Annotated in this window: 20 protein-coding genes; 17 read left to right on the forward strand and 3 right to left on the reverse strand. The window is 41.2% G+C overall.

The window, feature by feature from the left end; genetic code table 11:
• Positions 1–102 precede the first annotated feature (102 nt).
• The 8 genes from rpiA (at position 103) to QM917_RS09535 (ending at position 7,349) form a co-directional block, all read left to right on the forward strand.
• The gene (gene rpiA / locus QM917_RS09500; protein WP_045763755.1) at positions 103–786 is read left to right on the forward strand and encodes a ribose-5-phosphate isomerase RpiA; all 684 of its coding nucleotides are present in this window, start codon (positions 103–105) and stop codon (positions 784–786) included.
• Positions 787–798: 12 nt separating this feature from the next.
• A complete protein-coding gene (locus QM917_RS09505; RefSeq protein ID WP_075231961.1) occupies positions 799–2,010 on the forward strand; it encodes a phosphopentomutase in 1,212 nt (403 codons plus the stop codon).
• A 1-nt stretch (position 2,011) separates the two neighbouring features.
• Positions 2,012–2,572, forward strand: a complete 561-nt coding sequence (locus tag QM917_RS09510; protein ID WP_075231960.1) for a DUF1697 domain-containing protein — start codon at positions 2,012–2,014, stop codon at positions 2,570–2,572.
• The gene (locus QM917_RS09515; RefSeq protein ID WP_178894853.1) at positions 2,569–3,378 is read left to right on the forward strand and encodes a purine-nucleoside phosphorylase; all 810 of its coding nucleotides are present in this window, start codon (positions 2,569–2,571) and stop codon (positions 3,376–3,378) included. Before QM917_RS09510 ends, QM917_RS09515 begins: the two co-directional genes overlap by 4 nt.
• A gap of 4 nt (positions 3,379–3,382) precedes the next feature.
• Positions 3,383–4,618: a chloride channel protein gene (locus tag QM917_RS09520; RefSeq protein WP_414285565.1), complete on the forward strand. Its 1,236-nt coding sequence runs from the start codon at positions 3,383–3,385 to the stop codon at positions 4,616–4,618.
• Positions 4,615–5,325: a type 1 glutamine amidotransferase gene (locus tag QM917_RS09525; RefSeq protein ID WP_371607998.1), complete on the forward strand. Its 711-nt coding sequence runs from the start codon at positions 4,615–4,617 to the stop codon at positions 5,323–5,325. The genes QM917_RS09520 and QM917_RS09525 overlap by 4 nt, the downstream gene beginning before the upstream one ends.
• Before the next feature lie 351 nt (positions 5,326–5,676).
• Positions 5,677–6,387, forward strand: coding sequence for a purine-nucleoside phosphorylase (deoD, locus tag QM917_RS09530; protein WP_414273346.1), 711 nt, complete (start codon positions 5,677–5,679; stop codon positions 6,385–6,387).
• Positions 6,388–6,617: 230 nt separating this feature from the next.
• Positions 6,618–7,349, forward strand: a complete 732-nt coding sequence (locus QM917_RS09535) for an NAD-dependent protein deacylase (protein WP_414285567.1) — start codon at positions 6,618–6,620, stop codon at positions 7,347–7,349.
• Between the two features lie 227 nt (positions 7,350–7,576).
• On the opposite strand, the gene QM917_RS09540 is transcribed toward QM917_RS09535, so the two are convergent.
• The 3 genes from QM917_RS09540 to coaA all read right to left on the reverse strand — a co-directional run bounded on the left by QM917_RS09540 (position 7,577) and on the right by coaA (position 9,375).
• Positions 7,577–8,089, reverse strand: a complete 513-nt coding sequence (locus QM917_RS09540; RefSeq protein ID WP_414285568.1) for a DNA topology modulation protein — start codon at positions 8,087–8,089, stop codon at positions 7,577–7,579.
• Positions 8,090–8,153: 64 nt separating this feature from the next.
• The gene (gene rpsT / locus QM917_RS09545; RefSeq protein ID WP_029689628.1) at positions 8,154–8,402 is read right to left on the reverse strand and encodes a 30S ribosomal protein S20; all 249 of its coding nucleotides are present in this window, start codon (positions 8,400–8,402) and stop codon (positions 8,154–8,156) included.
• 52 nt (positions 8,403–8,454) lie between these two features.
• On the reverse strand, positions 8,455–9,375 hold the full coding sequence (gene coaA, locus QM917_RS09550) for a type I pantothenate kinase (RefSeq protein ID WP_414285569.1): 921 nt from the start codon (positions 9,373–9,375) through the stop codon (positions 8,455–8,457).
• Positions 9,376–9,497: 122 nt separating this feature from the next.
• Here coaA and QM917_RS09555 point away from each other — a divergent pair, with 122 nt between their 5' ends.
• The 9 genes from QM917_RS09555 (at position 9,498) to QM917_RS09595 (ending at position 17,643) form a co-directional block, all read left to right on the forward strand.
• A complete protein-coding gene (locus QM917_RS09555; RefSeq protein WP_311523133.1) occupies positions 9,498–9,776 on the forward strand; it encodes a 1,4-dihydroxy-2-naphthoate prenyltransferase in 279 nt (92 codons plus the stop codon).
• A gap of 107 nt (positions 9,777–9,883) precedes the next feature.
• Positions 9,884–10,474, forward strand: a complete 591-nt coding sequence (locus tag QM917_RS09560) for a class I SAM-dependent methyltransferase (RefSeq protein WP_248035453.1) — start codon at positions 9,884–9,886, stop codon at positions 10,472–10,474.
• Positions 10,471–11,754: a pyrimidine-nucleoside phosphorylase gene (locus tag QM917_RS09565; protein WP_248035451.1), complete on the forward strand. Its 1,284-nt coding sequence runs from the start codon at positions 10,471–10,473 to the stop codon at positions 11,752–11,754. Before QM917_RS09560 ends, QM917_RS09565 begins: the two co-directional genes overlap by 4 nt.
• Positions 11,755–11,771: 17 nt before the next feature.
• Positions 11,772–12,434, forward strand: coding sequence for a deoxyribose-phosphate aldolase (deoC, locus tag QM917_RS09570; protein WP_414285571.1), 663 nt, complete (start codon positions 11,772–11,774; stop codon positions 12,432–12,434).
• Entirely contained in the window at positions 12,421–12,810 is a 390-nt protein-coding gene (locus QM917_RS09575) for a cytidine deaminase (protein WP_414285573.1), read from the forward strand. The genes deoC and QM917_RS09575 overlap by 14 nt, the downstream gene beginning before the upstream one ends.
• Before the next feature lie 89 nt (positions 12,811–12,899).
• Positions 12,900–13,955: a BMP family lipoprotein gene (locus QM917_RS09580; protein ID WP_045763743.1), complete on the forward strand. Its 1,056-nt coding sequence runs from the start codon at positions 12,900–12,902 to the stop codon at positions 13,953–13,955.
• Between the two features lie 141 nt (positions 13,956–14,096).
• Positions 14,097–15,626: an ABC transporter ATP-binding protein gene (locus tag QM917_RS09585; RefSeq protein ID WP_414285575.1), complete on the forward strand. Its 1,530-nt coding sequence runs from the start codon at positions 14,097–14,099 to the stop codon at positions 15,624–15,626.
• Positions 15,626–16,684: an ABC transporter permease gene (locus tag QM917_RS09590; RefSeq protein WP_414285577.1), complete on the forward strand. Its 1,059-nt coding sequence runs from the start codon at positions 15,626–15,628 to the stop codon at positions 16,682–16,684. Before QM917_RS09585 ends, QM917_RS09590 begins: the two co-directional genes overlap by 1 nt.
• Positions 16,685–16,686: 2 nt before the next feature.
• Positions 16,687–17,643 carry an ABC transporter permease gene (locus QM917_RS09595; RefSeq protein WP_414270225.1) on the forward strand — a complete coding sequence of 319 codons (957 nt, stop codon included), beginning with the start codon at positions 16,687–16,689 and terminating at the stop codon, positions 17,641–17,643.
• Positions 17,644–17,788: the final 145 nt, after the last annotated feature.

Here is a 17,788-nt window from a genome sequence, read left to right on the forward strand (position 1 = left end):
TCAGAAACCCGAAATAAAATGTTCGGGTTTTTCTAGTGCAAGGATGAATTTGAAGCGTATTCATGTTATAATAAAAGTAGCTTTTTGTTTGGAGGTGTTTAAGTGGAAAATCTGAAAAAAATAGCAGGCATCAAGGCTGCTGAGTTCGTAACCGACGGAATGGTTGTAGGACTTGGAACAGGCTCGACTGCCTATTATTTCGTAGAGGAGATCGGACGTAGAATTAAAGAAGAAGGACTTCAAATTACAGCCGTAACGACCTCGAGTGTAACGACAAAACAGGCACAAGGATTGAATATCCCACTTAAGTCGATTGACGAGGTGGATGAGGTTGATGTGACTGTTGATGGAGCTGATGAGGTAGATCGCCAGTTTAATGGTATCAAAGGAGGCGGTGGTGCGCTTCTAATGGAAAAAGTAGTTGCGACACCAACCAAACAGTATATCTGGGTGGTAGATGAGAGCAAAATGGTTGAGAAACTGGGCGCTTTCAAACTACCTGTCGAAGTTGTCCAATACGGAGCAGAACAGGTTTTCCGTCGTTTTGAAAAAGCTGGTTATAAGCCAAGTTTTCGTGAAAAAGATGGCCAACGCTTTGTGACGGATATGAAAAATTTCATTATTGATCTTGATTTAGGTGTTATTGAAGATCCGATTGCTTTTGGTCATCAACTGGATCTTCAGGTCGGTATTGTTGAGCACGGTTTATTTAATCAAATGGTTGATAAAGTGATTGTTGCAGGGCAAGCTGGCGTTCAGGTTTTAACTTCAACAAAAGGAAAATAAAGGAGGCAAACGATGTCAAAATTTAAACGTATTCATTTGGTGGTACTCGATTCTGTAGGAATCGGTGCAGCACCAGATGCTAATAACTTTGTCAATGCAGGGGTTCCAGATGGAGCATCTGATACACTTGGCCATATTTCAAAATCAGTTGGTTTGAATGTTCCTAACATGGCTAAGATTGGTCTTGGTAACATCGAGCGTGAAACATCCCTTAAAACGGTTCCCGCAGAGGCAAATCCTAGCGGCTACTACACTAAACTTGAGGAAGTGTCATTAGGTAAAGATACCATGACTGGTCACTGGGAAATCATGGGACTTAATATCACTGAACCTTTCGATACTTTCTGGAATGGATTCCCAGAAGAAATTCTTACTAAAATCGAAGAATTTTCAGGACGCAAGGTTATTCGTGAAGCCAACAAACCTTACTCAGGAACTGCTGTAATCGATGACTTTGGACCACGCCAAATGGAAACAGGGGAGTTGATTATCTATACATCAGCTGACCCAGTTCTTCAAATTGCAGCTCATGAAGATATCATTCCTTTGGATGAACTCTACCGTATCTGTGAATACGCTCGTTCGATTACTTTAGAGCGTCCAGCTCTTCTCGGACGTATTATCGCTCGTCCTTATGTTGGTGAGCCTGGAAACTTCACACGTACTGCAAATCGTCGTGACTTGGCTGTATCTCCATTTGCTCCAACAGTTTTGGACAAACTCAACGAAGCAGGCATTGATACTTACTCAGTAGGTAAGATTAGCGATATCTTTAATGGTGCTGGGGTGAACCATGATATGGGCCACAATAAGTCAAATAGCCATGGAATTGACACACTTTTGACAACAATGGGCCTTACTGAGTTTGAAAAAGGATTCTCATTCACTAACTTGGTCGACTTTGATGCACTTTACGGTCACCGCCGTGATCCACATGGTTACCGCGACTGCTTGCACGAGTTTGATGAACGTTTGCCAGAACTTATCGCTGCTATGAGAGAAGATGATCTACTCATGATTACTGCCGATCATGGTAATGACCCTACTTATGCAGGTACAGACCATACTCGTGAATACATTCCACTTTTGGCCTACAGCCCATCACTAAAAGGAAATGGACACCTACCAATCGGTCATTTTGCTGATATTTCTGCGACAATCGCTGATAACTTTGGCGTTGATAAAGCTATGATTGGTGAAAGTTTCTTAGATAAATTGGTTTAAGATGACTCGCTTGGCATTACTGGTTAGAGGGATCAATGTCGGTGGGAAACATAAGGTGGTCATGGCCCAGCTTCGTCAAGAATTGACAGAGTTGGGATTGGAAAATGTTGAAACCTACATCAATAGTGGCAATATTTTCTTTGACACAAGTATCTCGAAGACTCAACTAGTGGAGATCTTACAGGCTTTCTTTGACAAGCATTATCCATTTATCCAACATTTTTCCTTGTTAAGTCAAGAAGATTATGAAGAGGAGCTTAGAACTCTTCCGGAATGGTGGTTCCAAGAAATGGCTCGAAAGGATGTTCTCTTTTATACTGAGGGACTGGATAACAAGCAAGTCATTGAGAAAGTCGAAAGTATGGAACTGGTAGATGAACTGCTTCATTTCGGGAAACTGGGAATCTTCTGGGGCAAATTCTCAGAAGAAACCTATAGCAAAACAGCCTATCACAAGTTCCTGCTTAAGATGCCTTTCTATCGTAATATTACTATTCGAAATGCAAAAACCTTTGACAAAATTGGTCAATTTTTAAAAGATTATGAAGGAGACAGACAATGACATTATTAGCAAAAATCAATGAAACAGCTGCTTTCTTAAAAGAAAAGGGAGTAGAAGCACCAGAGTTCGGCTTGATTCTTGGATCAGGACTTGGAGAACTTGCTGAAGAAATTGAAAATCCAGTTGTGGTAGACTATGCTGAGATTCCAAACTGGGGACGTTCTACTGTTGTTGGACACGCTGGAAAATTGGTTTACGGTGAGCTTGCAGGACGTAAGGTTTTAGCACTTCAAGGACGCTTCCATTTCTATGAAGGAAATCCGCTTGAAGTCGTGACTTTCCCAGTTCGTGTCATGAAAGTTTTGGGCTGTGAAGGTGTGATTGTAACCAACGCTGCTGGAGGTATCGGCTTTGGTCCTGGTACTTTGATGGCTATCACTGACCACATCAATATGACAGGCCAAAACCCTCTAATCGGTGAAAACTTAGATGACTTCGGTCCACGTTTCCCAGACATGTCAAAAGCTTACACTCCAGAATATCGTGCTACAGCTCATGCAGTTGCTGAAAAGCTTGGTGTTAAACTTGATGATGGTGTTTATATCGGTGTAACCGGTCCAACGTATGAAACTCCAGCTGAAATCCGTGCTTATAAAACACTTGGAGCAGATGCAGTTGGTATGTCTACAGTACCAGAAGTCATCATTGCAGCGCATTCTGGTTTGAAGGTTCTTGGTATTTCATGTATTACCAACTTTGCGGCTGGTTTCCAAGAGGAACTTAACCACGAAGAAGTAGTAGAAGTTACCGAACGTGTCAAAGGAGACTTTAAAGGATTGCTTAAAGCTATTCTTGCAGAATTGTAAGACTATGAGAGTACGACTCCAAAGTATGCCCTATGGACTGAGAGTGCTTCTAGCCACTTTATCATTAGGAATAGGGACGGGTCTGGTCGGAATTGCCTGTCATTATCTACTAGAAGGGGTGCAAGGGCTGGCTTTTGGCCAAGATGAGTCGGATTTACTCCAGCAATTTCAAGAAGCTGGAGGTCTCCGTAGATTTTTGGTCTTATGTGTGACTGGGTGCTTGGCAGCTGGTTTTTGGTATATCTTGCAAAAGCGTTATAAGATTCTGTCTATTCGCCAGCAAATTGACTTAGCTGGAGACAGGGAACCAGCGCTCTTAGCCCACCTCCTTCATGCAGGTATGCAGGTTGCGATTGTCGGAGCAGGTGCATCGGTCGGAAAAGAAGGAGCACCACGTGAGGTCGGGGCTCTTCTAGCTGATCGCTTGGCGAAAGGTTTTTCTCTAGCCCTCAAAGAGCGAAAAGTCTTGATTGCCTGTGGTGCTGGAGCTGGTTTAGCTGCGGTCTATCAAGTTCCCTTTGCCAGTAGCTTGTTCGTCTTTGAGACCTTAGGACTCGCCTACAGTTGGCAGAACCTTCTACTGGTTTTGACCAGCACTTATCTAGCCACCTGGGTCGCTCAGTCCATCATTGGTCAGGAGGCTATTTATCACCTGTCCGCAGTCTCATGGTCGGCTAGCAGTTTCTTCCAGGCTATTGTGATTGCTTTCTTGGTTACTCCCTTGGCTCTGGTCTTTGCTTTCCTCGCCAAGCGGGCTAGTCACAAACGGCGGAAGGCTGGGACGATTCTTTGGGCTCTTCCTCTAGCCTTTCTAGTGCTGGGGAGCCTAGTAGCCTTTTTCCCTATCTTTATGGGGAATGGCCAGGTACTAGCGCAAGTCCTCTTGTCTAGTCAGTCGATTCCTTATCTTCCACTGGCTCTTGCAGTGAAGGGGCTTCTGGTTTATCTCCTCTTGCGCAATGGTGCGTATGGGGGAACTTTGACACCATCATTTGCCTTAGGGATTGGATCTGGCTATCTAGTGACCTTGCTTTTGACTGTAGTTGGTATTCATCTGGATCCTGCTTTAGGGATGTTACTAGGAGCGACCGTCTTTTTAGGGACGACCTTAAAAGCTCCTCTGGCAGCTATTGCCCTGAGCCTTGGATTTACAGGCCAAACTTGGAGTTTGACAATTCCGCTTGTACTTGCAGCTAGTCTGTCTTACGTGATTCGAAAGAGATGGGAGAAGAAACGATGAAGGTACATTTTGTACTGCATGAAACCTTTGAAGTGCCGGGCGCTTATCTAAAATGGGCGCAGGAGCGTGGCCATCAAGTGACCACGACCAAAGTCTATGAGAATGAAGCCTTACCAGAGACAGTGGATGAGATCGACTTTTTGATCGTAATGGGAGGACCTCAATCGCCAGATGAAGATCGGGAAACTTTTCCATACTACGATCCTCAGGAAGAGATTGAGCTGATTCAAAAGGCTATGAAGGCAGATCGTTATATTGTTGGTGTCTGTCTTGGTGCTCAACTCTTGTCTGTTGCTTATGGCGCAGAGTATGAACATAGTCCAGAGCGTGAGATTGGTGTTTTTCCAATAACGCTAACTGAAGCTGGATTAAAAGACAATCATGTCAAAGTTTTTGGACAAACTTTAAATACTGGTCACTGGCATGGAGATATGCCGGGATTAACAGAGGATGCTATCGTTCTTGCGACCAGTCAAGGCTGTCCACGTCAGATTATTCGCTTTAGTCCTAAACACTATGCCTTCCAAGCTCATTTGGAATTTGATCCAGAAGCAGTAGAGCTCTTAATTGCTGCGGATGGTGAAGAAGTTTTGGAAGAACAAAGCAAGAATTTGACTTATGTTCAAAAGCCTGAAGCTATTCGTGCATATGATTATCAAGAAATGAATGCAAAACTCTATGCATTTTTGGATTCATTAACAAATTAAAAATAATAGAAAGGTAGAGCATGTGTTCAGATTTGAACACGAGCGGAAAGCTTTTCTAATTACTCAATTAAAAAAGAAAGGATGGGTTAACCGTATTAGCTGAACTGAATACGGGCGGAGAACTGTGTAAAAAAGATAAACTGTCTAGCATTTACAATGCGTCGCCAGTTTTCTATTTTTACTTTGTTCTCTGTCGCCTGTCCTATTAATAAAAAAGAAAGGTAGAGCGTGTGTTCTAATTTGAACACGAGCGGAAAGCTCGGAAAATAGATAATCTGACTGTGAAATCAGGATTTCTCGTCAGATTCCTAATTTTCAGTCGCTTTCTGGTCGCTCTTTGTATCATAAACTATGTCTATCCATATTGCTGCTAAGCAGGGTGAAATTGCTGATAAAATTCTTCTTCCTGGGGATCCTCTTCGTGCGAAATTTATCGCTGAGAATTTCCTTGAAGATGCTGTTTGCTTTAACGAAGTCCGTAACATGTTTGGTTACACAGGTACCTACAAAGGACACCGTGTTTCTGTCATGGGAACAGGGATGGGAATGCCATCAATCTCCATCTATGCGCGTGAATTGATTGTCGATTACGGTGTGAAAAAATTGATCCGTGTCGGAACTGCTGGTTCTTTGAATGAGGATGTTCACGTCCGTGAATTGGTCTTGGCGCAAGCAGCTGCTACCAACTCAAACATCATCCGTAACGACTGGCCACTATATGATTTTCCACAAATCGCTAGCTTTGATTTACTAGATAAAGCCTACCATATCGCCAAAGATCTCGGTATGACCACTCACGTCGGAAATGTTTTGTCATCAGATGTCTTCTACTCAAACTACTTTGAGAAGAATATCGAACTTGGTAAGTGGGGAGTGAAAGCAGTGGAGATGGAAGCAGCAGCCCTTTACTATCTTGCTGCCCAACACCATGTTGATGCTCTTGCCATTATGACGATTTCTGACAGCCTGGTTAACCCAGAAGAAGACACTACAGCTGAAGAACGCCAAAATACTTTCACAGATATGATGAAGGTTGGTCTAGAAACCTTGATTGCAGACTAAAGTTAGATTCCATTCATGTGATTACTCTTGTTCTCAAAATGATAAGCATGTTCATTGCTTCAATCTTATAATAGATGAGAATAAGGATTTTGAAGAAAGTCAAATTATGTCAAAGGACCAAAAGTAGTCAGTTAAATATCTAAATCATAATCAAATAAAGTTGAAAGCCTGGTTGACAGAAGCTAAAGGTTTTCAACTTTTTTAGAACAAAAAACTTAAGGAGGGGTAAAATGGATAAGATTGAACAATTACAGGAACTGATAGATCAAAGTCAGAGAATTGTCTTTTTCGGTGGTGCAGGGGTTTCAACAGAGTCTAATATTCCTGATTTTCGAAGTTCTGATGGTGTTTATAGTCTTAAGTTGGGGAGCCATTTTACTGCCGAGCAACTGGTTTCACGCACCATGTTTGAACGCTATCCAGAGGATTTTTTTGATTTCTACAAAAAGTATCTCGTCTATCCAGATGCCAAGCCAAATTTAGCACATATTTATCTAGCATTTTTGGAAAAGACTGGTAAATTAAAGGCGATTGTGACGCAAAATATCGATAGTCTCCATGAAATGGCGGGTTCTGAAAAAGTTTTGAAACTGCATGGTAGTGCAGATCGTAATTACTGTTTGGGCTGTCATCGCTTTTATGATTTGAATGCATTTTTGGCACTTGAAGGTCCAGTTCCCCACTGCTTAGATTGTGGCAAGGTAGTCAAACCTGATGTAACCCTTTATGAGGAATCACTAGATATGGACGTATTTAGTCGAGCAGCTCGAGCCATTCAGCAAGCAGATTTATTGATTATTGGAGGAACTTCCTTAGTCGTTTATCCTGCAGCTAGCCTAATCAATTATTTTTCAGGGTTAAATCTTGTCGTTATCAACAAGTCCAGCACTCCTCAAGACAGCCAAGCTGATTTAGTTATCGAAGGTAAGATCGGAGAAGTTTTTTCTAAATTGAGACAATAAAAAACTGAAAGAAGTAGGACTATACTTCCTTCAGTTTTTTGTATCACGAACTCAGAAACTATGAACACGATTCTCTTCATTTCTAGGGAATCTTATATTTGATTTATAAATTGATTGAGTTATTTTTAATTGTTGAATAAAAGGAAAAAAGGAAGACTTTCTGGATGAAAAACTTCCTTTTTTAGTCAATCAGTACATGCTGATTTTAATGAAATCTACTGTATTGTTTACTTTTTTAAAGATCGCAAAAAACAATCAATCTCTGCTTGAGAATGGAGAATGCTCATCTTTTCTGGGTAAGTATTGTTTAAGTATTGGTATCTATCCTTAGCATTTTTTGTTCGACCATCCCAGAGAATCCAACGAATAAATTCCCAGTTGAATTGCTCGGGGCATCCCTTAGCCATACTTTCTCTCACCTTCCCTCTATATTTTAAATAGCGCTTAAAGGCTCTTAGCAAACAATTCCAAGCAGAGAAGTTTAAAAAGATGATCTGGTCAGCTTGCTCCATTCTTTCCTCATAGCAACACCAAGAGTAGTTGCCATCAATGACCCAGTTTTCGTTGTTGGCTAGAAAAGTTTTCATTTCGTTATGCATCCAGTCGCGGTCACTATCTTGCCACCCTGGCTGAAATTGGAGAGTATCCATATGAAGTTTGGGGATAGAGTAGTGATTAGCTAGTTTTTCTGCCAGAGTGGATTTGCCTGATCCTGAATATCCAATGATAGCTATTTTCATAATAACCTCCAGAAAATGTGCACAAAAAAAGCTCCGAGGAGCTCATTTTGTATGCAGTTAATGATTAACCAAGTTTAGCTGCAAGACGTGCTTTATCACGGCTAGCTTTGTTTTTGTGGATCAAACCTTTAGTTTCTGCTTTATCGATAGCTGAGCTGGCAGCACGGTAAAGTTCTTCAGATGGGTTTGCTTCAAAAGCTTTGATAGCAGTACGCATAGCTGATTTTTGAGCTGAGTTCTTTTCGTTTTGTTTAACGTTCAATTCAGCGCGTTTGATAGCTGATTTAATGTTTGCCAATGTTCTTACCTCCATTTTTACTAACTATACCATTATATCTGAAAACTTACGTTTTGACAAGGGAAAATTATTTTTTTAAGTAAATTTCATCAATTTCGTGATTTTTAGATTTATGGAGAATGACCTCGGCACGATTTCGTGTCGGTTCAATGTAATTTTGGAGATTGGTGAGGTTGATACTGGTCCAAACTTGGTGGGCAAAATCCTTGACTTCACCAAGAGGAAGTTTAGTGAAACGGTAGTAATAGTTGCCTGGATCATCTTGAGCAAAGCTCAAAAGTTTTAAGAAACGATCCAAATACCAGCTTTCAATATCCTCGACTGCGGCGTCGACATAGATTGAAAAGTCAAAGAAATCAGTAATATAGAGACGGGCATTATGAGGATTTTGGAATACGTTGATTCCCTCAACAATGACAAAATCAGCGGCTTCTACTCTTTGTTTTTGACCAGGGACAATATCATAGATTTCATGGGAATAAACAGGGATATCAACATCCTGCCCATTTTTGAGTTGATCTAGGAAATTAAGCAAAGCTTCCATGTCGTAACTCTCAGGAAAACCCTTGCGGTTGAGAATGTCTTGCTCAATTAAGACACTGTTTGGGTATAAAAAACCATCCGTAGTAACCAGTTCAACACTTGCTCCAGGAACGATACGAGAAAGCAAAATTTGCAAGAGACGACTAGTAGTTGATTTACCGACAGCGACACTTCCTGAAACTCCGATAATGAAAGGTTGTTCTTTGCTCTCTCTTTGAAGGAAAATGCCTTTTGAAAAGGCAAGGTCTTCTTTGGAACGCTTATAAATCTGAATCAGATGTGCTAGTGGCAGATAGATATCTGTAACATCTTGTAGGCTAATCTGGTCATTGAAACTCTTAATGGAATCTAATTCTTCCTCGGTCAAGGGAGGAGTTGTTTTGCGATGCAGGGATTGCCAAGTTGCGCGGTTTATCTTTTCAAAATGTAAAAATTCGTTGGTCATACTATATCCTCGTTTGATATCTTAGTATACCATATTTTGGAAAGAATGACATCCGACCATTTGAGAAAAAGTACTTTCTTTGTTAAAATATAAGGGGGAAAACCTATAAAGGAGGTGCTAAGATGAAAACGAGATTAAGAGATAAGATCTTTGTTTTGATCAGTCTGTTTGTAGTTGTTTTATGGTTATCACCAAACTGGATTAATTTTTCCTTTTCTATCGGACTTCACTCCTATAACTGGACCACTTTTGTTCTTTTTATTTTATTGCCCCTCGTAGGTCTTGGCTACCTTGTGCTAGCATTCTTTGAAAGAAAGTGCTGGCTCTTCTTTTTTGGTCTTGCTTGCATTTTTGCTTTTCCGATTACCATGGCAGTAGGGAGCTTTTTACTAGGACCCTAATGTTAATCCGAATTTATATTATTTTTGAGAAAATACAATGTGATGTAAGGGCTTGCTACCTTTGTAAACGATTTACAAATAACTTATTTTTATGGTAAAATAGTGTCATGAGTAAAATGTATTATGCAGAAAATCCAGATGCAGCCCATGATGTTCATGAGCTTAGAGTTGAGCTACTTGGGCAAAAGATGACCTTTTTGACAGATGCGGGTGTCTTTAGTAAAAAAATGATTGACTTTGGAAGTCAGTTATTACTAAGATGTCTAGATGTCGAAAAAGATGAAAAAATTCTTGATGTTGGTTGTGGCTATGGTCCGATAGGCTTGTCTTTGGTTAAGGCTTATGGTGCCCAAGCAACGATGGTGGATATCAATAATCGTGCCCTGGATTTAGCCCAGCAAAATGCAGTAAAAAACAAGGTTCAAGCGACTATCTTCCAGTCTAATATTTATGAGCAGGTAGAAGGACAATTTAATCATGTCATTTCGAATCCGCCCATTCGTGCAGGCAAGCAGGTCGTTCATGAAATCATCGAGAAAAGTATTGATTATCTTGTTGATGGTGGAGATTTGACCATTGTCATCCAGAAAAAACAAGGAGCTCCTAGTGCCAAAAGTAAGATGGAAGAAGTTTTTGGCAATTGTGAGGTTGTAAAGAAAGATAAGGGATATTATATCCTTAGAAGTGTGAAAGAATGAGAGCAGTAGATCTAATCCAGAAAAAAAGAGACGGCCAAGAACTAAGCTCCAGTGAGATTCAATGGTTGATTGAAGGTTATGTATCTGGAATCGTCCCTGATTACCAGATGGCAGCTTTTGCTATGGCAGTATATTTTCAGGGAATGACTATAGATGAGATTTCTGACTTGACTATGAACATGGTTAAGACAGGTCAGGAATTTGATTTATCAGCTATTGAGGGTATAAAGGTTGATAAACACTCTACTGGTGGAGTGGGAGATAAGGTTACCTTAATTTTAGCGCCATTAGTAGCTAGTTTCGGTGTTCCAGTTGCTAAGATGAGTGGTAGAGGTCTGGGTCATACTGGTGGGACCATTGATAAGCTAGAATCCATCAAAGGTTTTCAGATTGAACGAAGTCAGGATGAATTTATCAAACAAGTTCAAGAGATTGGGGTCTCAGTCATTGGCCAGTCCAATCAACTGGTTAAGGCTGATAAATTGCTCTATGCCCTTCGTGATGTGACGGCAACGGTTGATACTATTCCCTTGATTGCTAGCTCAGTCATGAGTAAAAAGATTGCAGCTGGAGCTGACGCCATCTTACTGGACGTTACTGTTGGTGAAGGTGCCTTCATGAAAACAGTGGACGAGGCCCGTGAATTGGCTCAAACTATGGTAAATCTTGGTAAAGCTGTAGGTCGCAAGACAGTAGCAGTCATTACGGACATGAGTCAACCATTGGGACGTGCCATTGGAAACCGCTTGGAAATCCTAGAAGCACTAGAAATTCTTCAAGGTAAGGGACGTGAAGATATTAGTCATTTTATCTGCGAGTTAGCCCAGATTATGCTATCTTTAGCAAATGTTGAAAAAACTGTTGAGGAAGTAAGACAACATCTTGAAAATGGTAAGGCACTCCAGAAATTCGAAGAGATGGTTGTAGCTCAGGGTGGAGATTTAGAAGACCTCTATCGTCCAGTAAAAGTTGACCATATAGTTGATATTCCTGCTCAAGAGGATGGTATTATCGCAGAACTTCCAGCCATGGAGTTTGGTCTTTTTGCCATGAGATTGGGTGCTGGTCGTGCAGTGAAAACAGACGCCCTTGACTATGAGACGGGGATTGTTTTTGAGAAGAAAGTTGGAGACTTTGTCAGAAAGGGTGAAATTGTTGCAAAAGTATATACAAATGGCAAAATTTCTCCGGAACTAGTTACAGATTTCCAAAAATATGTTAAAATTAAAATAAGTGATGAAGTGATAAAATCGCGTGAAATTATCGAAATCATCTCCTAATTTAAGGAAAAACCGAAATGAAATTAAATAAATACATTGATCATACGCTTTTAAAGCAAGATGCAACAGTGGAACAAATTAATCGTTTGTTATCTGAAGCCAAAGACTATGATTTTGCCAGTGTTTGTGTTAATCCGTGCTGGGTTGCTCATGCCAAATCTGGTCTAGAAACTACTGATGTCAAGGTTTGTACGGTTGTAGGCTTTCCTCTTGGAGCCACAACATCTGCTGTTAAATCCTTCGAAACTAAAGAAGCTATCCAAAATGGTGCTGATGAGATTGATATGGTTATCAATGTTGGAGCACTCAAGTCAGGCTATGTGGACTTGGTTGAATCAGATATTCGAGCAGTTGTTGAAGCAAGCGGAGACAAACTGGTTAAGGTTATTATCGAGGCTTGTTTGTTAACTGATGAAGAAAAAGTTCAGGCTTGCCAGCTAGCCCAGAAAGCAGGAGCAGACTTTGTCAAGACGTCAACAGGCTTCTCAACAGGTGGAGCAACCCTACCGGATGTTCAATTAATGCGCCAGACAGTTGGTCCTGATATGGGGGTTAAAGCTGCTGGTGGTGCTCGTTCTTATACAGATGCTGTTGCCTTTGTTGAATCTGGAGCTACTCGTATTGGAACATCTTCTGGTGTAGCAATCTTAAAAGGAGAGTTAGCAGATGGTGACTACTGAGTTGATTGATTTAGCGATTGAAACTAGTAAAAAAGCTTACGTTCCCTACTCACATTTTCCGATTGGCGCTGTTTTGGTAGCCAAGGATGGAAGTATCTATACAGGGGTTAACATTGAAAATGCTAGCTATCCCTTGACTAACTGTGGCGAAAGGACAGCTATCTTTAAGGCAGTTTCTGAAGGACAACGAGAGTTTTCAGAATTGATTGTTTATGGGGAAACTGAGAAACCTATTTCGCCTTGCGGTGCTTGCCGACAGGTTATGGTCGAATTTTTTAAACCAGATCTAAAGGTGACTCTAGTCGCCAAAGATAAAACGACGGTCGAGATGACGGTCGGGGAATTACTTCCATACTCATTTACAGACTTGCAATAGTCTGTGTCACTCTCTGAGTGACAAGGTCCTTGTGACCAATCAATCCATACTTGCAACTTCGTTGCGCATCTTATTTAGGAGGTTCAGTAATGAACAAGAAACAATGGCTAGGCCTTGGTCTAGTTGCAGTAGCAGCATTTGGACTTGCTGCATGTGGTAATCGCTCTTCTCGTAACGCAGCATCTTCATCTTCTGATTTGAAGACTAAAGCAGCTATCGTTACAGATACTGGTGGTGTTGATGATAAATCATTCAACCAATCAGCTTGGGAAGGTCTTCAAGCTTGGGGTAAAGAGCACAATCTTGCAAAAGATAAAGGCTACACATACTTCCAATCAACAAGTGAAGCTGACTACGCTAACAACTTGAACCAAGCAGCAGGAAGCTACAACTTGATTTATGGTGTTGGTTTTGCTCTTCACAATGCGGTTGAAGAAGCAGCGAAAGAACATGCAGACTTGAACTATGTTTTGATTGATGATGTGATTAAAGATCAAAAGAACGTAGCAAGTGTAACATTTGCTGATAACGAAGCAGCTTACCTTGCAGGTGTAGCAGCAGCTAAAACTACTAAAACAAAACAAGTTGGTTTTGTAGGTGGTATGGAATCTGAAGTTATTTCTCGTTTCGCAGCTGGTTTCAAAGCTGGTGTTGAGTCAGTTGACCCATCTATCAAAGTACAAGTAGACTACGCTGGTTCATTTGGTGATGCCGCTAAAGGTAAAACAATCGCTGCAGCTCAATACGCTGCAGGTGCAGACGTAATCTACCAAGCAGCTGGTGGTACCGGTGCAGGTGTCTTCTCAGAAGCTAAATCTTTGAATGAAAGCAAAAACGAAGGCGAAAAAGTTTGGGTTATCGGTGTAGACCGTGACCAAGTTGAAGAAGGTAAATACACTTCTAAAGATGGTAAAGAATCAAACTTCGTACTTGCTTCTACTTTGAAACAAGTCGGAACAACAGTTCAAGATATTGCAAACAAAACTGAAAAAGGTGAATTCCCTGGCGGTCAAGTGATCGTTTACTCATTGAAGGATAAAGGGGTTGATCTAGTAACAACTAACCTTTCTGAAGAAGGTAAAAAAGCTGTTGAAGATGCAAAAGCTAAAATCCTTGATGGAAGTGTAAAAGTTCCTGAAAAATAATGGATGAAAGTCATTTCTTAGGGGAGCGGCCTGTGGCCGCTTCTTTAAGAATTGAGACAAATTGTTTTGTCTCAATAGAGCTTGCTAAGATTCTTTAGCAGGTTTTATTGAAACAAAATTAAACTCTGAAAGGAAGAGCACATGGCACACGAAAATGTCATTGAGATGCGTGAAATTACCAAAGTTTTTGGTGAATTTGTCGCTAACGACAAGATTAACCTTGAACTTCGTAAAGGTGAAATTCATGCACTTTTAGGAGAAAATGGAGCTGGGAAGTCCACTCTTATGAACATGCTAGCAGGGCTTCTAGAACCAACTAGTGGTGAAATTGTGGTTAACGGTCAAGTTGTAAAACTAGACTCGCCATCAAAAGCCGCTAGCCTAGGGATTGGAATGGTTCACCAACACTTTATGTTGGTAGAGGCTTTCACTGTTGCTGAGAATATCATTTTAGGAAGTGAATTGACTAAAAATGGTGTCCTAGATATTGCTCAAGCAAGTCGAGAGATTCTTGAATTATCAGAGCGTTATGGACTAGCTGTGGATCCTTCTGCCAAAGTAGCAGATATCTCTGTTGGTGCTCAACAACGTGTTGAAATTTTGAAGACACTTTATCGTGGTGCCGATATTCTTATCTTTGACGAACCGACTGCTGTTTTAACGCCATCAGAAATCGATGAGTTGATGGCTATCATGAAGAACTTGGTCAAAGAAGGCAAATCAATTATCTTGATTACCCACAAGTTGGATGAAATTCGTGCGGTTTCTGACCGCGTTACAGTTATCCGTCGTGGTAAATCAATCGAAACAGTTGAGATTGCTGGTGCAACTAATGCTGACTTGGCAGAAATGATGGTGGGACGTTCTGTTTCCTTCAAAACTGAGAAGCAAGCACCTCAACCTAAAGAAGTCGTTCTTTCCATCAAAGACTTGGTTGTTCATGAAAACCGTGGCGTTCCTGCTGTTAAGAATCTTTCACTCGATGTTCGAGCTGGTGAGATTGTCGGAATTGCCGGTATTGATGGAAATGGTCAGTCTGAATTGATCCAAGCTATCACAGGACTTCGTAAGATTGAGTCTGGTAGTGTGGAATTGAAAGGCCAGTCCATTGTAGGATTGCATCCACGTCAAATTACTGAACTGAGCGTTGGTCACGTTCCGGAAGACCGTCACCGTGATGGTTTGGTCTTGGAAATGATGATTTCTGAAAATATCGCTCTTCAAACCTACTATAAAGAACCTCTTAGCAAGAAGGGAATTTTAAATTATACGAATATCCTTGACTATGCGAAAAAATTAATGCAGGAGTTTGATGTTCGTGCTGCTAGTGAGATTGTTCCAGCTTCTGCCCTTTCTGGAGGAAATCAACAAAAAGCAATCATCGCTCGGGAGATTGATCGAAATCCGGATCTCCTCATCGTCAGCCAACCAACTCGTGGATTGGACGTCGGTGCTATTGAGTACATTCACAAACGCTTGATTCAAGAACGTGATAATGGGAAAGCTGTCCTTGTAGTCAGCTTTGAACTAGATGAGATTCTAAATGTCTCAGATAGAATCGCTGTTATCCATGATGGTAAGATTCAAGGGATTGTAACGCCAGAAACAACCAACAAGCAAGAACTTGGTGTCTTGATGGCTGGTGGTGAATTGGAAAAAGGAGAAGAGTGATGTCTAAAAAATTACAACAAATTTCGGTTCCCTTGATTTCTGTTATCCTTGGAATCTTGCTTGGAGCCATCGTCATGTGGATTTTTGGCTATGATGCTATTTGGGGTTATGAAGAGTTGTTCTACACAGCCTTTGGTAGTGTTCGTGGTATCGGTGAAATTTTCCGTGCTATGGGTCCGTTAGTCTTGATCGCTCTAGGGTTTGCAGTTGCAAGTCGTGCTGGTTTCTTTAACGTTGGGCTTCCTGGACAAGCCCTCGCGGGTTGGGTTCTTAGTGGCTGGTTTGCCCTGACTCATCCTGATATGCCACGTCCTTTGCTGATTCTCGCAACCATTATCATTGCGCTAGTTGCAGGGGGGATTGTTGGTGCGATTCCAGGTGTTCTTAGAGCTTATCTTGGAACATCTGAGGTTATTGTTACCATCATGATGAACTACATTGTTCTTTATGTGGGGAATGCCTTTATCCACCACTTCCCTAAAGATATTATGCAGAGTACTGACTCATCCATTCGTGTTAGTGCCAATGCAACCTATCAGACACCTTGGCTTTCTGAGCTAACAGGTAACTCTCGTATGAACATCGGTATTTTCTTTGCTATCATTGCAGTCGGAGTTATCTGGTTCTTGCTTAAGAAGACAACTCTCGGTTTTGAAATCCGTGCAGTTGGTCTCAATCCAAATGCTTCTGAATATGCAGGTATTTCAGCTAAACGCACCATCATCCTATCAATGATTATTTCAGGTGCCCTTGCAGGTCTAGGTGGAGCAGTAGAAGGACTCGGGACCTTCCAAAACGTTTATGTCCAAGGTTCATCATTGGCGATCGGCTTTAACGGAATGGCGGTTAGTCTACTCGCTGCAAACTCACCAATTGGAATTCTCTTTGCAGCCTTCTTGTTCGGAGTGCTTCAAGTTGGAGCCCCTGGTATGAATGCTGCTCAAGTTCCATCTGAGCTTGTAAGTATCGTTACAGCCTCAATTATCTTCTTTGTCAGTGTTCATTACATCATCGAACGCTTTGTCAAACCAAGAAAACAACTTAAAGGAGGTAAATAAGGATGTCGATTACAACAATGTTAACCCTTATGGTTTCTTCAATGTTGATTTACTCAGCACCACTTATTTTCACAAGTATCGGAGGAGTTTTCTCTGAACGTGGTGGAGTTGTTAACGTTGGTCTTGAAGGAATCATGGTCATGGGTGCCTTTTCTGGAGTTGTTTTTAACCTTGAATTTGCTCAAGATTTAGGAGCAGCGACCCCTTGGTTGGCTCTTCTAGTTGGTGGATTAGTCGGAGCTATCTTCTCGCTCATTCATGCAGTGGCTACAATTCATTTCCGTGCTGACCATGTTGTCAGTGGTACTGTGCTAAACTTGATGGCGCCTGCCTTGGCTGTTTTCTTGGTAAAAGTCCTTTATAACAAGGGGCAAACGGACAACTTGGTTCAAACCTTTGGACGTTTTGATTTCCCAGTCTTGGCCAATATTCCATTTCTAGGAGATATCTTCTTCAAGTCAACCAGTTTACTTGGTTACCTTGCGATTGCTTTCTCATTCTTAGCATGGTTTATCCTTTTTAAAACTCGCTTTGGACTTCGCCTTCGTTCAGTTGGTGAACATCCACAAGCAGCGGATACATTGGGAATCAATGTCTACAAGATGAGATATCTTGGAGTTGTGATTTCAGGCTTCCTTGGAGGGATCGGAGGAGCTATCTATGCTCAGTCAATTTCCGTCAATTTCTCAGTTACAACGATTGTAGGACCAGGATTTATCGCTCTTGCAGCTATGATCTTTGGGAAGTGGAATCCTGTAGGAGCTATGCTTTCAAGTCTCTTCTTCGGACTATCACAGAGTTTGGCAGTTATTGGTTCACAACTTCCTTTCTTACAAGGAGTTCCAACTGTTTACTTGCAGATTGCACCATATCTCTTGACCATCGTCGTCCTGGCAGCCTTCTTTGGTAAAGCAGTTGCACCGAAGGCAGATGGTATCAACTATATCAAATCTAAATAAACAAAAAAAGCGTCAGTTTGAACTGCACCCCAAAAGTTAGACATAAAAATCTAACTTTTGGGGTGTTTTTATTATGAAATTAACTTATGAAGATAAAGTTCAAATATATGAATTAAGAAAGAAAGGAGAGAGCTTTAGACAACTT

The organism is Streptococcus infantis, from assembly GCF_047460685.1.
Taxonomy (GTDB): Bacteria; Bacillota; Bacilli; order Lactobacillales; family Streptococcaceae; genus Streptococcus; species Streptococcus infantis_AD.

Bases quoted from the DNA above. Each gene is read 5' to 3' on its own strand.
- QM917_RS09565 (WP_248035451.1), top strand. From the start codon at position 10,471: ATGAGAGCAGTAGATCTAATCCAGAAAAAAAGAGACGGCCAAGAACTA.
- QM917_RS09580 (WP_045763743.1), top strand. From the start codon at position 12,900: ATGAACAAGAAACAATGGCTAGGCCTTGGTCTAGTTGCAGTAGCAGCA.
- QM917_RS09595 (WP_414270225.1), top strand. From the start codon at position 16,687: ATGTCGATTACAACAATGTTAACCCTTATGGTTTCTTCAATGTTGATT.
- QM917_RS09590 (WP_414285577.1), top strand. From the start codon at position 15,626: ATGTCTAAAAAATTACAACAAATTTCGGTTCCCTTGATTTCTGTTATC.
- QM917_RS09535 (WP_414285567.1), top strand. From the start codon at position 6,618: ATGGATAAGATTGAACAATTACAGGAACTGATAGATCAAAGTCAGAGA.
- deoC (WP_414285571.1), top strand. From the start codon at position 11,772: ATGAAATTAAATAAATACATTGATCATACGCTTTTAAAGCAAGATGCA.
- QM917_RS09540 (WP_414285568.1), bottom strand. From the start codon at position 8,089: ATGAAAATAGCTATCATTGGATATTCAGGATCAGGCAAATCCACTCTG.
- QM917_RS09575 (WP_414285573.1), top strand. From the start codon at position 12,421: ATGGTGACTACTGAGTTGATTGATTTAGCGATTGAAACTAGTAAAAAA.
- QM917_RS09585 (WP_414285575.1), top strand. From the start codon at position 14,097: ATGGCACACGAAAATGTCATTGAGATGCGTGAAATTACCAAAGTTTTT.
- QM917_RS09505 (WP_075231961.1), top strand. From the start codon at position 799: ATGTCAAAATTTAAACGTATTCATTTGGTGGTACTCGATTCTGTAGGA.
- QM917_RS09560 (WP_248035453.1), top strand. From the start codon at position 9,884: ATGAGTAAAATGTATTATGCAGAAAATCCAGATGCAGCCCATGATGTT.
- QM917_RS09510 (WP_075231960.1), top strand. From the start codon at position 2,012: ATGACTCGCTTGGCATTACTGGTTAGAGGGATCAATGTCGGTGGGAAA.
- coaA (WP_414285569.1), bottom strand. From the start codon at position 9,375: ATGACCAACGAATTTTTACATTTTGAAAAGATAAACCGCGCAACTTGG.
- QM917_RS09515 (WP_178894853.1), top strand. From the start codon at position 2,569: ATGACATTATTAGCAAAAATCAATGAAACAGCTGCTTTCTTAAAAGAA.
- QM917_RS09555 (WP_311523133.1), top strand. From the start codon at position 9,498: ATGAAAACGAGATTAAGAGATAAGATCTTTGTTTTGATCAGTCTGTTT.
- QM917_RS09525 (WP_371607998.1), top strand. From the start codon at position 4,615: ATGAAGGTACATTTTGTACTGCATGAAACCTTTGAAGTGCCGGGCGCT.
- deoD (WP_414273346.1), top strand. From the start codon at position 5,677: ATGTCTATCCATATTGCTGCTAAGCAGGGTGAAATTGCTGATAAAATT.
- QM917_RS09520 (WP_414285565.1), top strand. From the start codon at position 3,383: ATGAGAGTACGACTCCAAAGTATGCCCTATGGACTGAGAGTGCTTCTA.
- rpsT (WP_029689628.1), bottom strand. From the start codon at position 8,402: ATGGAGGTAAGAACATTGGCAAACATTAAATCAGCTATCAAACGCGCT.